Source organism: Pseudomonas sp. HY2-MNA-CIBAN-0224 (genome assembly GCF_040310285.1).
GTDB lineage: Bacteria > Pseudomonadota > Gammaproteobacteria > Pseudomonadales > Pseudomonadaceae > Aquipseudomonas > Aquipseudomonas helleri.
Map to the genome: position 1 here is coordinate 19,050 of NZ_JBEOPQ010000013.1, position 13,862 is coordinate 32,911.

The window sequence follows — 13,862 nt, forward strand, 5'->3', positions numbered from 1 at the left end:
TCAAAGCGCCCGCTTGAAGACTGACCCTATTCGGGCCTGCCTATAATGATACATTATAACAATACAAAGCATCAGAATTGTTATCTTGTAACATTAAGCCCAACCTCCCGATGGAAGACCTTTATGAATGCTTTAACCCTTCCCGACATTGCTTCACAAAACGCCCGACAAATTGTTCCACTGGATTGGGTCGGGATGTGTGGCATTGCCTTGCCTATTGTTATTGAAGGCCAGCGGCTCACGGCAACAGCCGACGCCGGCGTGAGTCTGGACGACGGCGAAGCGCGTGGCATTCATATGTCACGACTTTATTTAGCGCTCGAAATGCTCGAATCGCAGGACCTGAACCCGCTACTTTTGAAAAAAGTTTTGCAGCAATTTCTCGACAGTCACGATGATTTATCGATCTGTGCCTACCTGCGAATCCACACCCAGATGCTATTGAAACGTCCGGCGTTGGTCAGCCCATTGAGTGGCTGGAAGACCTACCCGGTGAGCATCGATGCGTCTCTGAAAAACGGAATGTTCCACGTGGAACTAAAAATTGAAGTGAACTACTCATCGACTTGCCCTTGCTCAGCGGCCCTGGCTCGCCAACTTATTCAGCAGCAATTCGTGAATGACTTCGCCAACAAGCCGTTAGAACACGCCGATGTTTTAGCCTGGCTAGGGAGTTCGCAGGGGGTTGTGGCGACGCCTCACAGCCAAAGAAGCACCGCAATTATGCAAACCCAGCTCAGCAACGATCAGCGAGCGCTGCCGATTGAAGTGATCATTAATGAGGCCGAAGCGGCGTTGGGCACCGCCGTACAAACCGCTGTGAAACGTGCTGACGAACAAGCCTTCGCCTTGGCCAACGGGCAGAACTTAATGTTTTGTGAGGACGCGGCGCGGCGATTGAATGTGGCATTAAAGGCAGTGCCAGGGGTGCAGGGTTTTAATCTGAAGGTGGTTCACGCTGAGAGTCTGCACAGCCATGACGCTGTGGCAGAGAGTCGCTGGAACTGGAAAGCGCGTTAAACCAATGGAAGATCCGCGCCGCGTGGAACACGTTGCGCGGCCCTTCTGAATTACGTGCGGGGTTTAACGGCGCCGCAGTTTTGCCCCAGCCACACAGCACGCGTGTCCATGCTGCCTTTTTGCGCAACGCCCGTTGCATTGAATGAGCCGATCACTGCCGTGGTGAATTCACGGTCACTGGCAAATGTGGCGACTCCAGCCCCCTGAGCATTTGGGCAACTAAAGCGAAACTTCCACTGATTTCCACTACGCTCAGTGATCTGCTGATTGCACCCGGACTTGGGATCGGCCAGCGGAATATCATCCGACTGCACCTGTTCGGGTGTCAGGCATACACGGATACCTTTACCGCCCAGGGTGACGCCTTGGCTTTCCATCTGAGCTTTCATCTCTGGGGTCATCATGTTCTGAAACTGTCCTAACATTACCTGCAGGTCTGGCAACTGTTGGCCGTCTACCTGCATATTGCTCGAGGTCACTTCCCAGAGGCCCGGCTGCAGCATTTGCGCTTGGGCCACAGGGATCGAAAAACCACACGCTAGTAACACCCCTAGCAGACGAACATTCATTAAGTCACTCCTATGGAATTGTCAGCGTTAGACGCCGAATGATCGCGAGTGTTGCACTCGAAGCTGAATAGCACATTCGCATCAGAACACGGTCTGTTGTACTTAGCGTTGGACATTGAGGAGTAAGGATACGCATGGATTTTTTAGGCCCGCACGTCATTGGATACCTGATTTTACTGCTCCACAGTTTAGGCTTGATTGCCGCCGTGCACGCAGTGTTAACCGTCAGAACAGCACAAGGCGCCATTGCCTGGGCCATGTCATTGTTCTTTATTCCCTACGTGACGCTCATCCCGTATCTGATCTTTGGCCGCAGCACCTTTGACGATTACATCAAGGCGCGCCGCGAAGCCAATCAGGAAATGCGAGAGGCCATCAGTGACTTGAACTGGCGCCCCTGGGTTGAAGAAGCTCTCACCGCTCGAAACTCCAAAGCCTATGGCTCGTTGCGCGCCATGCCTCGATTGGGGCGGATGCCGTGCCTGGCGAATAACAGCGTGCGGTTGCTGATCAATGGCACCGCCACTTTTGACGCGATCTTCAAAGCCATTCGCGCCGCTGAAAAAGTCGTGCTGGTGCAGTTCTTCATCATTCACGACGACGACCTTGGCAAAAAACTCCAGGCGCTCTTACTGGAAAAAGCTGCCGAAGGCGTCGCGGTGTATGTGCTGTACGACAGCATCGGCAGCCACGCCTTGCCCAAAAGTTACGGCGAAACACTGCGTGCCGGTGGCGTGCAAACCTACGCCTTTGCCACACGCGGCAGCTGGATCAGCCGCTTCCAGATCAACTTTCGCAACCACCGCAAAGTGGTGGTCGTAGACGGCCTGTTGGGTTTTGTTGGCGGGCACAACGTCGGCGATGAATACCTCGGCGCCAAGCCTCCGCTCTCGCCATGGCGAGACACCCACGTCGAAGTTAGCGGCCCGGTGGTTGCCTGCTTGCAGGAATCTTTTGCTGAAGACTGGTTCTGGGCATCGCGGCAATTGCCGCCGTTGATCCTGCCCAAGAGTTACCCTGAGACGGGGGTGCTCTGCCAATTCATGGCCAGCGGCCCGGCCGATCCTTACGAAACCTGCTCGCTGTTTTTCGTCGAAGCCATCCATGCCGCCAATGAACGGGTGTGGATCACCAGCCCCTACTTTGTGCCCGACGAAGCGGTGTTCTCCGCCTTGCGCCTCGCCGTGTTACGCGGCGTGGATGTGCGCATCCTGATACCGTCGCGCCCCGACCATAAAATCGTCTTCGCCGCGTCCAGCCTGTATGCCTTCGAAGCGGTTCGCGCAGGCGTACGGGTGTTCCGTTATCAGCCCGGTTTTATCCACCAGAAGGCCGTATTGGTAGACAACGAGATCAGCGCAATTGGCAGCGCCAACATGGATAACCGCTCGTTCCGTCTTAACTTCGAAGTGATGCTGCTGACGGTAGACCAAGCGTTCGCCGCCGATGTGGAACACATGCTCATGGACGACTTCGCTTTGAGCCGCGAAATCACCAGTGAAGACATCAAGTCGACTCACCGCCTGCAGCAACTGGGCATGCGAGTGGCGCGTCTGGTTTCACCGGTTTTATAAGTACACGTAAGACATGTCTGAACCTGCGATCGGCCATGTTTGAAAAGCCTCCCGCGTTGAGACAGTCTCTTAGCCGCTCCTTAAGCTGCGTAGCTCGGTGCAATGCCGAGCTACTTACTATAAGGATCAACACTCATGAAATTTTCGCTGATGGGTTTGCTGTTCAGCATCACCTCGCTGGCCCAGGCCGAAACCACCCCGCCGCCCGTCGTCCCCGCCATTACCGTCGAGTTCGGCAAGCCAACGTACATTCATCGATTGCACTACAAGAAGATGTACAGCGAAAAACCTTTTGAAGAAGCCATCCTGTACTACTACGACAATGGCTTGTACAAGATCATTTCCCCAGGCGAAAACCACTACGGCGCCTATGTGGTTGAAGGGGCGTTTACCGATGAGGAATACAAGATCAGCTACATCTCCTTGCCCTCAACTGACTGGGGTGGAAACGTAGCGCGTCATGATCTTGTGTTTAAAAAGAAGGGGCTGACCTTCGACCAGAAAGCCGTGGCACAGGTGGATCAAAACATCCCACTGCAACATGGGCTTTACCTCCAGGAAATAAACCCTGAAGTAAGCCCTGTTGCAATTACGTGGGATTCACACGGTCAACGATAAATATCGGCGCGTGTCGGTGGCAATTCAATGGAGCCATCGGCATGCGGTTTGGTCGCCAGGATCTGATCGATGTTGATCCAGCCATGGGCAAACGCGTACGCACAACCCGCCAGGTACAGGCGCCAGATACGCAGGGTTTTCTCCGGGACCATTTTCGCCGCAGTCTCCAGATTGTTTTCCAGACGCTGACTCCAGTGATCCAGCGTGCGCGCGTAATGCAGACGCAAGCTTTCAACGTCGACCACTTCCAGGCCGGCTTCGCTGATCTCGGCGGTGATCATCGACAGGTGCGGCAACTCACCGTTCGGGAACACATAGCGGTCGATAAAATCACCGGCCCCACGACCTACCGGGCGGCCATCAGTGTGCTTGGCGGTAATACCATGGTTCATCACCAGGCCGCCTTCACGCACTGCATTCGAAAGGATGTTGCAGTACTCATTCAAGTTGGCGTGCCCCACGTGCTCAAACATGCCCACGCTGACGATTTTGTCGAAGCGGCCGTCTTGCGGCAGATCGCGGTAGTCGAGCAATTGCAGGTCGACCTTGTCTTGCAGGCCTTCGGCCTTGACGCGTTCACGGCCCAGCGCCAGTTGCTCTTTGCTCAGGGTAATGCCAAAAACTTTGACCCCGTACTCGCGTGCGGCAAAACGCGCCAACCCGCCCCAGCCACAACCAACGTCGAGCAGATACTCACCCGGTTTCAGGCGCAACTTGCGGCACAGCAGGCGAAACTTGGCTATCTGAGCTTCATCAAGGGTCTCTTCGCCGGTCTCAAAATAGCCACACGAATAGGCCATGTCCTTATCAAGCCACAGCTTATAAAACTCATTGGACAGGTCGTAGTGGTAAGAGATGGAAGCGGCGTCGATTTCTTTGTCGTGGTGAATACGCGTAGGTCGAGTGTCCTCTTCCTCCACCAGTGCCTGGCTCAACTCATCGCACACACGAATCACTTCTTTGACGGAGCCTTCCAGCTCAAGCTTCCCCTCAACAAAAGCGGTGCCCAACAGATCAAGGCTTGGGTGGGTAAACTCGGCAACCAATTGCGGGTCTTTGACCACAATCGTGACACTAGGCTCTGGCCCTAGATCGAACTGGTTTCCATCCCAAAGTTTAAGGCGTAATGGAAGATGAAGTTTCTGTAAAGCCGGTGGCAGTTGCGCGAGCATCAGTAAGTCCTCCTTCAATTCAGACATCGAAACTATAGGGTAGTCGATTAACCGAAACTGTCAGCTCAGTGAGCTGACAGCCTGAAGCCAGAGCGTGCGTGATGCGTTTTCAGACCCTTACTGCGGCGTTTCTGACGCCACCAACGGCTCATGAAAACGAAGCAAACGTCCAGCATTCCCCAACACCAATAACGTACTCAAGTTGTGCAGCAGCGCGGCAATCATGGCGCCAGCCGCCCCTAACCAACCAAACGCAGCAGCGGCAACAATCGCCAGTGTCCAGCCCAGCCCGATGACCACATTGACCTGCAGGGTGTGGCGGCATTCACGGCTCAGTCGCACACACGTCCCCAAACGCCGCAAGTCACTGCCGATCAACACGATGTCGGATGACGCCAGGGCAATGTCCGCACCGCCCGCCCCCATCGCCACACCGACCACGCCGGCTTTAAGTGCCAGCGAATCGTTGATCCCGTCACCGACCACCATAGGCCTGAAGCCACTGTCGATTTCGCCCAGCACACGCTTCAATTTATCTTCGGGCAAGGCTTGGGCTTGTACTTCACTGATGCCCACCGCCTGCGCCAAATGGTCCGCCACACTTTGCCGGTCACCCGTCAGCAAGACCTGACGCCCCAGCCCCAGCTCGCGCAATTCGCGCAACGCCTGTTGGGCTTCGGGCTTAACGCTGTCCGCCAACAATAACCAGCCAAGAAACTGTGTGTCCAATGAAAGACCTGCAATAGGGCCATCATGGTCCGGCACCGGGGTTGTGGTAATAGTCAATTGGTCGAATAACTCCGGCCGCCCCAACGCCGCTTCGCCCTGCTCGGTTCTGGCCACAACACCCAAACCCTGGCGCTCGCGCACATCCTCCAGCGTCAGCAATTGGTCATGGCTGACCAGCCCGGCCAACGCCCGACTCACCGGGTGGCTGCTGGCAGCGCCCAAACTCGCGGCCAGTTGCAACAACGGCTGATGCTCCGTGAGCGGTGTTTCAATGGCTTGCAGGCGCAACGTGCCGTAGGTCAGGGTACCGGTTTTATCCACCACCAAGGAGGTCAAGTCGGCCAGCTCTTCAAGGAACGCCGAGCTGCGAATCAAGATCCCGTGACGCGCCGCCACGGCGATCCCGGCAATCGCGGTGGCCGGTGCCGACAACACCAACGCACACGGGCACGCCGCCACCAACACCGCGAGCATGGCTTGGGCATCGTTGGTGATAAACCAGGTCACGGCGGCGATCATCAACACCAGCACCATGTAGCCGCCCGCATAGCGCTCGAGCAAACGGGTGATCGGCGGCTTGGCGCGTTCGGCGTTTTGCATCAGGGCAATGACTTTGCCCAGCGTGGACTCTTCACCGGTGCGTGTTACTTCAACGCGCAGCAGGCCGTCCAGGTTGATCGCGCCCCCGTAAATGGGCATGCCCACGCTGACTTCCAGCGGTACCGATTCCCCGGTGATCGACGCCGTGTCGAGGCTGGCCTGGCCCGCCAACACCACACCATCGGCCGGCACACGATCCCCGGCGCGCACTTCAACCTGGTCCCCGGTCTTGAGCGTGCTGTTGTCGACCTCCAGCAAACGGCCGTCGGCCTGAAATAACCGCGCCTGGCTGCGGGTCAGTTTGCCCAGCGCATGAATGGCTTCTTGCGAACCGATCACGCTGCGCTCTTCCAGCACGTGGCCAAAAATCATGATGATCGGCAACAGTGCAGCGGTCAGTAAATCGCCGGTGGCCCACGCGCCCAACATCGCCAGGGCAATCAGTTGATCGGTGATGCCGTGCAGGCTCGGATAACGCAGGCTGTACCACGCCGAACGCATCACCGGCACCGCCACCAACAACGAGGCAAACCCCAATAACAATTGGCTGGTGCCCACTTGCAGAGGCATGAACCAGCGCCACACCAGCCCCAAGGCCAGCAACCCCAGCGCCAGCATCGCCAGCGTCAGTTGCCGCGCAGCGCTGCGTTGCTCGGCGCTGCTCAGCATGCTGACCACGGGTTGCGTTGCAGACGTACTCATTGTTCGGCTCCCTGAATAATCAGACGGGAATCATCTTTAGGATCAACGGTGGTAACAGAGCCGGCCTGCCCGAGAATTTTTGGCACCCGCTCGCGGTATAAACGCAGCAGCAAACCAGGGTCATTACCGGCCTGTTGTACCTTGGCCAAATTGACGATGGCCGCCGTGTCCGATTGCGCCAAGGCCAATCGTTCGCTGGCTTGGGCGTGAGCTTGCTCAACCGTGCGGTCGGCTTCCTGGGTGGCGTTTTGGATCGTTTTAGCGGCATCGTTGCGCGCGTTGGCCACGGCTTTGTCGGCTTGCTGACTGGCCGTCAGTACCGCGTTAAACGCGTTGACGGCCGGGCCCGGCAAACTCGATTGCACATCGACCCGCACCACCTCAAGACCAATGCCCTGCCCCGTTGCCGTCAGCGCCGCCAGTTGCTGATTGATGCCTTGCACCAAATCACCGCGCAAACGCTCACGGCGTTCAGCCGACTGTTTATCGCTGCCGAGCAGTTCCGGACGCGCCACTAAAATGGTGTCCAGATCCCGCGCGGCAGTCAGCGCCACCGCACTGCGAGTGACCACACGATCCAGCGCAGGCAACACATGCTCTGCTTGCAGCACGTAGGCATAAGGGTCGATGACGTTGTAAAACACCCGCACATCCAGTTGCACAACGCCCGCATCACCGGTCAGCAAATACCCGGAACCGGCCAGGGCATCGTTGATGGGCGTGGCAAAAGTGGCCACGCGATCCGCCTGCAGGGCGCTGTCCGAACGCAGCAGGTTTTCGATCCGGCGCTCACTCACGCGATCGGCGGCGGGCACAATCACCACTTGTTCAAAAGGCCGCGGCCAGGCCAACAGCAAGCCGGCATTCTGGATGCGGTCCAGCGCACCAAAGCGCAACACCACTGCGCGGTTCTGCGGATCGATCTGCCGCACATTCGACACACCCCACGCCACGGCGGCGAACACCGTCACGGCATACAAGCCCAAAAACGCTAAACGCCCCGCTTGTTGCCACGGGCTGCTGACACGTGGCGTGTCTTCAGATGAGCCACTCATGGATGCGACCCAGCCTTGTTATCCATGGACGGCGGGCCATCGACCAACACCCGGAACGGCGCCGCGTCGGTGCGCAAAATCACTTTGGTGCCGGGGTTAACCATGGTCCCCAACGTGTCGAGCGAGCGCAGCATGTTGTACAGCTCTGGCGAACTGGCGTACGCCTGACCATAAATTTTCGCCGCCTCGACCCGCGACTGCGCTTCGATGTCCGCCGCTTTCACACTGGCATCGGCTTGCAGAATGCGCGCATCGCGCTCGGCCGCCGAACGGATTTGTGCCGCTTCGCGCTTGCCCACCGCAGTGCGTTCAGTGGCGATGGTTTCACGCTCGGCGCGCATGCGATCGACCGTGGCGGTGAGCGTGACCGACGGCAACGTCAGCCGCTCAACCCCCACTTGCAACACACGCACGCCATAGGTGCTGAGCAATTGCTGTTCGATTTGCTGGCGCAGTTGCGCTTCGAAGTCGGCAATTTTGACTTGGCTGGCATCGGTGTTGACCAAACTGGACAGGTCAAAACTGGCGGCTGTGGTCTCCAGCGCCGAGCCGACAAAGGTCCGAATTTGCCGGGCGGCTTCATCAGGCTGGTTTTGTACCGCGCGCATAAAACGCTGCACGTTCTCGGGATCGCCCTGCACCTGCCAGGCCACGTAGGCCTGCACGATAATGCGCAGGCCGTCGCGGGTGCCGACGTCTTGCAGACCGCTTGAGGTGGTGCGCAAACGCAGGTCTACCGGCACGCTGACTTCAAACGGTGCGGGCCAGCGCCAGCTCAATCCAGGCTCCAGCAGCACCCGCGCCGGGTTACCGAAACGGGTGATAACAGTGGCTTCGCCGGAACGCACCTGCACCAGGCTGGCGGCTGCTACGGCAAATAAAACCAGCAAGGCGGCCCAGCCCATGCGCCGCCATGGGAACGGGCTCGGCTCATGTTCGTCACCATGATGGTGGTGATGATGGCCGTGATGCGCGTGGCCGTGGTGGTGGCCGCCGTGCGCGTGATGATCGTGTGAGTGGCTCAAAACAAAGCTCCTTACTGAACAGCTTTACGCGGCGCGACTGGATCGGCCGGCAGCGTGAAAGAACGCAGATCGAGGGTTGGCGCGTTGCCGTTGCCCCCAAGGCGGTGGTCGAGAATCAAAAGTTTGGCGTTGTTCATGCCTTGGCTGAGCTGGCTCAAATACTGCTCAAGAACAAAGGCGTGACCGGCTTCGCGGTAGGCTTTTTGTTCGGCGCCAAAACGCAGGTCCGAGGTCTGCGCCGTCGCGTTCACTTCACGCGCCGAAGCATTGGCCTGGTCCAGCGCCATGCTGGCCTGCAATTGCGCAACGTTGGCTTGCTCGCTTGCCGCGCCACGCTCGCGGGCAATCAAGGCCTGGGCGCTGATTTGTGCCGCCTGAACGGCGTGATACGCGTTGGCCGCCCCGGCAGGCGGATGGATAGCCTCAACCACCGTGGCCAGAATCTCGACGCCGCTGCCCAGCGAATCCAGATCGGCCTGCACGGCGCGGCCAATGTCACTGGCCAACTCGGTACGTTGTTCGCCGAGCAAATCATCGAGGGTGCGCGAGGCAAAGTCGTGCACCAGGATGCGGCTCGCGGTACTGCGAATCAGCGTCGGCACATCGGCACTGTGGTACGTCGCGGCAATCGCGGCTTGATCGCTCAAGCCGATGCGGTACACAAAACGCACGTCCATGTTCACGATCTGAAAGCCCTGCTTGTCACCGCCACCGCTGGCAATGACCTGGGATTTGTCGTTCACATGCGTCGCGTCCCACAAGCGGTTGGCAGTCAACGGTGGCAGGCCGTCAGCAGGCGCCAGCACAGGGTCCGCCGCCGACTCGGTGCTGGTCGCCAGCTCATGCACCACCCCGTTTTCGACCATCAGCACCCGGCCCAACGGCCAAGGCAGCCCTGCGTGCAAACCCGGCCCAAAGACTTCAACCGGCTTGCCAAAACGTTCATAAATGCCGCGCCCTTGCAGCGGGACTTCATTCACACCGCTGAGTATCCAGCCCACCGCGACGATCACCGCCAGCACCGGCAGGAACGCTTTGCGCATGTAGCTGAACGCCCAGATTTGCCGCAGGTCGATGCCAAACCGGTTATGCAATTCGTGCTGCAGCGCCAGCAGCGGTTGCGGTGGCCAGCGCAGCATCCCGGCAATAAAACTCTGCGCAATCATGCGCGGTTCGAGCCGGTCGCGGCGTGGACTGAAAATCGCCGCCACGGCCCGAAGGATTAACTCAATCGCCACCGCCGCGGGCAGCACGCCCAGCAATACCGCAAGGCGAGCGGGCCATTCGGCCTCGGCGCTGCTGAACAGCAGACATAACGCACTGAGCAAAAAAGTGAGGATCGGCACACGCACCAGCGGCGCCAGTAAGCGGGCTTCCGGCCAGCGTGCTTCGGGTTGCTGCGCCAGGTAGCGTTCGAACACCAGCAATACAAATGCCAGCAAAACGGCCACCCCGGCGGCCACTCGCCCGCTGGTGCCTAAATCGGCACCGGCCAGCGACGCGTCCCAACTGTGCTGTACACACCACACGGCCAAGCCGCCGACGCCCGCCAGCCAAAAGACTGGCGCCCCGATCGAGGCCAAAAACCGATGCGCCCCGCGACTCAACCGTTGGCAAAAACGCTCGTAGGCACTGAGCGGCTCGGCGGGCTGTTCTTCGATCAATTCAGGTGCAGGATTGAGCGCTGCCTTGCGCCAGTCCGCCACCCAAAACGCCGATTGCGCCCCTGCCGCCACCACTAACAACGCAGCGACGTTGTTATTGAGCAGTGCAGGCCACAACGAACTCGGGGCAAACAGACCAATAAAAAAACCGACCGTCCACAGCATGATTGCCAGGGCGGCCAGTCCAACGCCTAACTGAAAAAGTTGACGCGCCTGAACGGTGGCACTTTGAAAACGAGACAAAGACTCAAGGCCACCCTCCTCGGCATCTAAATCGACACGCATGGAAGCTCCACTGTTTGATGAATATAGTTACGATATAACAAACAGTGTGAAACTTCTGCGGGCGGCCAGCGATCTTCATCTTGGCGCGGAGTCGGCGATAAACAGTCCCAAACGTGGACCTTATTTAAAGCGGCTAAACCGGTAAATGATTGAGCGGCAGGACAGCCGGCGCCTTGACCGTCTGAATTGCAAAGTTGCTGCGGATATCACTGACACCCGGCAACTTGAGCAGCACGCCGGTTAAAAATCGCTCGTACCCGCGTAAATCTGGCACCACAACCTGCAATAAAAAATCAGATTCTCCTGACACCAAAAAAGCCGAAATCACTTCTGGCAATGCCGTTACAGCGACACGAAACGCCTCCGCCTCATCTTCGTGATGGCGTTCAACCTTGATCCCGATAAACACCGTTAATCCCAGGCCGACCTCATCGCGATCCAGGTTGGCCTGATACCCGCGAATCACCCCCGCTTCTTCCAGCAACCGAACCCGACGCAAACACGGAGACGCAGACAGGCCAATTTCGTCGGCCAAGTCCACATTGCTCAAGCGCCCATCACGCTGCAAGGCGTCGAGAATGCGCCGGTCAAAAGCATCCAATTTTATTTTTGGCATATTCAAATTCTTTTGATTATCAAAAAGGTGGTTTCTGCCAAGACTAGACCTTCTTGAGGCTGAATACGCAACCACCTGCGCGTGCCTTCACCCCTAAAATCGTGGCTCACCTGCTATCGAGATGGGTCGCCATGGGGATGTTTCTGATTGCGCTGGTTGTGATTTACCTGATGCCCGGGCCGGACATGATATTGCTGCTGCAAACCGGTGCCCGACATGGGCGCGCATTGGCCCTCAGCACCGCGTTGGGCTTGGGCATTGCCCGGGCCTGCCATGTTTTTCTGGCCGCCGTGGGCTTGGCTGCACTGTTTAAAACAGCGCCCTGGACCTTTGATGGCGTGCGCCTGATCGGCGCGGCTTATTTAGTGTGGCTGGGCGTGCGCATGCTCAAACCCGGCATGCTCACCCACTTGACCCTCGCCACCGGCGCGGTCAAAGAACCTGAATTGACTTGGGCTGGCGCGCTGCGACGTGGCTTGTTGACCAACCTGCTCAACCCCAAGGCCTTACTGTTTTGCTCGGTGCTACTGCCGCAATTTATCGACAACCAGGCAGGCACCGTGGGCGCACAGTTTTTTGGCTTGGGCGTGGTACTGGTGATCGTCGGCCTGATGTTTGACAGCCTTTACGCCATGGCCGGGGCCTCGTTGGGTCAATGGCTCAACAACAGCCCCCGGGCACAGCGTGTTCAACAGTGGTTATTTGGCAGCCTGTTGATCGGTTTCGCCTTGCGCCTGGCGTTCGTTCAACAGGCCTGAGCCGCAGGTTTACGGCTGCGGGTGGGCGATCAAGTGCTTGGCCAGCGCCTCGAATGCCGGGATGGTCACCGGGTCGTTTGCCGCGTTGCCGGCAATCGGATTGGACGCATAGCGCACGATGACCATCTCGGCTTTAAGGTCGATGTAGGTGCGCTGCCCATACACACCCCGTGCCATGAAGGCGCCATCGGCGTTGTGCGTCACCCACCACATGTCGCGATAACTGCCGCCTTTGAGCAGGTCATAACCGGCCTTGGCAAACGCGGCTTTATCGCCACCGGCGCGAATATCATCCACCACGGCCTTGGGCACAATTTGCTCGCCCAGGTACTGGCCGTTGTTGCGGATCATCTCGCCAAACCGCGCCATGTCCCGCAGCCCGGTGTTCAACCCGCCACCGGCAAACGGCGTACCGATGGAGTCCACAGAGAAGTACGCATCCTGTTCGGCGCCCAGGCGCTTCCAGATTTTTTCTGACAACAGTTGTGCCACGTTTTTCCCGGTGACCCGGGCAATCACCCAGCCCAGCACATCGGTGTTCACCGTTTTATAGGCAAAGGCTTTACCGTGTTCACCCTCGGGTTGCACGGTCTGCAAGTACTCCATGTACGTTTGCGGGCCGGTGTAATCCTTGGGCTTGGGCAGCGGGTTACCCGCCTGTGCGTGCTTCCAGACTTCGGCGTTAGGGTCGGCATAGTCTTCGCTGAATTTAAGCCCGGTGGTCATGTCCAGCACCTGGCGCAACGTCGCGCTGCCAAAGGCGGACTTGGCCAACTCGGGCACGTAATCCGCTACTTTTTTATTGGCGTCCAGGGTGCCATCGGCCACCAGCATGGCGCCCATCGTGCCCACTACCGATTTGGTCATGGACATGGCGGCATGCTGGCCTTGGGGGCTCAACACGCCGAAATACCGCTCATAGACAATTTTGCCGCGGTGCAGCACCACAATGCCGTCGGTGTAATTGGCCGCCAGCGACTGCTCCCAGGTCATCGCTTTTTGCCCACCTAGGGGCGTAAACGTCAGGGCGTCGATATCGCTGCGCAACGCCTGCGCCAACGGCACGGGCGCGCCCAGGCCACGGGAAACATTGGTGGTAGGCATCAGTTGGCGGAAGTTGGAAACGCTCCAGCGCATGGCCGGAAACTGGAAATAACTGCCATCGGCAAACCGCACAATCCGGTCAGGCGGCGGAGGCGCACCGACCATCCAGCCCAGGGTCTTGGGGTCACTGGCGGCGGCATCGGGGTAAGTTGTTTTATCGCCAGCACAGGCGATGGACGCTGCCAGGCAAGACAGCAAGAACACCACGCTTGTGCGTGCGGGTTTGAACAAATGCTTAAGCATACAAACGCCTCAATAAAGGAACGAGACCCGGCCAAGCGCTGAGTTGATTGTTCCATTACCAACCCATAGCCGCGCACTACCCTGCGGTATGAGAGGTTAGCTTGTATAGCTTCATGTGGCAGTGAACC

General features: G+C 58.2%; 12 protein-coding genes and 1 pseudogene. 5 read left to right on the forward strand and 8 right to left on the reverse strand.

The window, feature by feature from the left end; translation table 11 throughout:
• Nucleotides 1-123: 123 nt before the first annotated feature.
• Nucleotides 124-1,020, forward strand: a complete 897-nt coding sequence (gene folE2 / locus AAEZ03_RS08975; RefSeq protein WP_350577857.1) for a GTP cyclohydrolase FolE2 — start codon at nt 124-126, stop codon at nt 1,018-1,020.
• A 50-nt stretch (nt 1,021-1,070) separates the two neighbouring features.
• Here the strand turns inward: folE2 and AAEZ03_RS08980 are convergent, their stop codons facing one another.
• On the reverse strand, nt 1,071-1,589 hold the full coding sequence (locus AAEZ03_RS08980; RefSeq protein WP_350577860.1) for a DUF3617 domain-containing protein: 519 nt from the start codon (nt 1,587-1,589) through the stop codon (nt 1,071-1,073).
• A 115-nt stretch (nt 1,590-1,704) separates the two neighbouring features.
• Between AAEZ03_RS08980 and AAEZ03_RS08985 the strand changes: the two are divergent.
• From AAEZ03_RS08985 to AAEZ03_RS08995, 3 genes and pseudogenes are all read left to right on the forward strand, one after another.
• Nucleotides 1,705-1,785, forward strand: a pseudogene (locus AAEZ03_RS08985) (hypothetical protein); the annotation flags it as partial.
• A complete protein-coding gene (gene cls / locus AAEZ03_RS08990) occupies nt 1,784-3,163 on the forward strand; it encodes a cardiolipin synthase (protein WP_227024798.1) in 1,380 nt (459 codons plus the stop codon). The pseudogene AAEZ03_RS08985 and the gene cls, both read left to right, overlap by 2 nt.
• Before the next feature lie 135 nt (nt 3,164-3,298).
• Complete coding sequence (locus tag AAEZ03_RS08995; protein ID WP_123750595.1) at nt 3,299-3,781, forward strand: hypothetical protein; 483 nt, start codon at nt 3,299-3,301, stop codon at nt 3,779-3,781.
• On the opposite strand, the gene cfaB is transcribed toward AAEZ03_RS08995, so the two are convergent.
• The 6 genes from cfaB to AAEZ03_RS09025 all read right to left on the reverse strand — a co-directional run bounded on the left by cfaB (nt 3,772) and on the right by AAEZ03_RS09025 (nt 11,620).
• Nucleotides 3,772-4,953 (reverse strand): C17 cyclopropane fatty acid synthase CfaB, encoded by a 1,182-nt coding sequence (gene cfaB, locus AAEZ03_RS09000; RefSeq protein ID WP_350577864.1) that lies wholly within the window; start codon nt 4,951-4,953, stop codon nt 3,772-3,774. The two genes, AAEZ03_RS08995 and cfaB, sit on opposite strands and share 10 nt — an antisense overlap.
• A gap of 117 nt (nt 4,954-5,070) precedes the next feature.
• Nucleotides 5,071-6,984 carry a cation-translocating P-type ATPase gene (locus AAEZ03_RS09005; protein ID WP_350577867.1) on the reverse strand — a complete coding sequence of 638 codons (1,914 nt, stop codon included), beginning with the start codon at nt 6,982-6,984 and terminating at the stop codon, nt 5,071-5,073.
• Nucleotides 6,981-8,039, reverse strand: coding sequence for a protease modulator HflK (gene hflK / locus AAEZ03_RS09010; RefSeq protein ID WP_350577870.1), 1,059 nt, complete (start codon nt 8,037-8,039; stop codon nt 6,981-6,983). The genes AAEZ03_RS09005 and hflK (AAEZ03_RS09010) overlap by 4 nt, the downstream gene beginning before the upstream one ends.
• Nucleotides 8,036-9,064, reverse strand: a complete 1,029-nt coding sequence (gene hflC, locus AAEZ03_RS09015; protein WP_273224536.1) for a protease modulator HflC — start codon at nt 9,062-9,064, stop codon at nt 8,036-8,038. Before hflC ends, hflK (AAEZ03_RS09010) begins: the two co-directional genes overlap by 4 nt.
• A gap of 11 nt (nt 9,065-9,075) precedes the next feature.
• On the reverse strand, nt 9,076-11,013 hold the full coding sequence (hflK, locus tag AAEZ03_RS09020; RefSeq protein WP_350577873.1) for a protease modulator HflK: 1,938 nt from the start codon (nt 11,011-11,013) through the stop codon (nt 9,076-9,078).
• Between the two features lie 133 nt (nt 11,014-11,146).
• Complete coding sequence (locus AAEZ03_RS09025; RefSeq protein WP_048388257.1) at nt 11,147-11,620, reverse strand: Lrp/AsnC family transcriptional regulator; 474 nt, start codon at nt 11,618-11,620, stop codon at nt 11,147-11,149.
• 140 nt (nt 11,621-11,760) lie between these two features.
• Here AAEZ03_RS09025 and AAEZ03_RS09030 point away from each other — a divergent pair, with 140 nt between their 5' ends.
• Nucleotides 11,761-12,387, forward strand: a complete 627-nt coding sequence (locus AAEZ03_RS09030; RefSeq protein ID WP_350577876.1) for a LysE family translocator — start codon at nt 11,761-11,763, stop codon at nt 12,385-12,387.
• A 9-nt stretch (nt 12,388-12,396) separates the two neighbouring features.
• Here AAEZ03_RS09030 and AAEZ03_RS09035 read toward each other — a convergent pair whose 3' ends face one another.
• Nucleotides 12,397-13,734 (reverse strand): serine hydrolase domain-containing protein, encoded by a 1,338-nt coding sequence (locus tag AAEZ03_RS09035; RefSeq protein WP_350577879.1) that lies wholly within the window; start codon nt 13,732-13,734, stop codon nt 12,397-12,399.
• Between the last annotated feature and the right edge of the window lie 128 nt (nt 13,735-13,862).

Bases quoted from the DNA above. Each gene is read 5' to 3' on its own strand.
- hflK (WP_350577870.1), bottom strand. From the start codon at position 8,039: ATGAGTGGCTCATCTGAAGACACGCCACGTGTCAGCAGCCCGTGGCAA.
- AAEZ03_RS09030 (WP_350577876.1), top strand. From the start codon at position 11,761: ATGGGGATGTTTCTGATTGCGCTGGTTGTGATTTACCTGATGCCCGGG.
- cfaB (WP_350577864.1), bottom strand. From the start codon at position 4,953: ATGCTCGCGCAACTGCCACCGGCTTTACAGAAACTTCATCTTCCATTA.
- AAEZ03_RS08995 (WP_123750595.1), top strand. From the start codon at position 3,299: ATGAAATTTTCGCTGATGGGTTTGCTGTTCAGCATCACCTCGCTGGCC.
- AAEZ03_RS08980 (WP_350577860.1), bottom strand. From the start codon at position 1,589: ATGAATGTTCGTCTGCTAGGGGTGTTACTAGCGTGTGGTTTTTCGATC.
- AAEZ03_RS09005 (WP_350577867.1), bottom strand. From the start codon at position 6,984: ATGAGTACGTCTGCAACGCAACCCGTGGTCAGCATGCTGAGCAGCGCC.
- hflK (WP_350577873.1), bottom strand. From the start codon at position 11,013: ATGCGTGTCGATTTAGATGCCGAGGAGGGTGGCCTTGAGTCTTTGTCT.
- AAEZ03_RS09035 (WP_350577879.1), bottom strand. From the start codon at position 13,734: ATGCTTAAGCATTTGTTCAAACCCGCACGCACAAGCGTGGTGTTCTTG.
- folE2 (WP_350577857.1), top strand. From the start codon at position 124: ATGAATGCTTTAACCCTTCCCGACATTGCTTCACAAAACGCCCGACAA.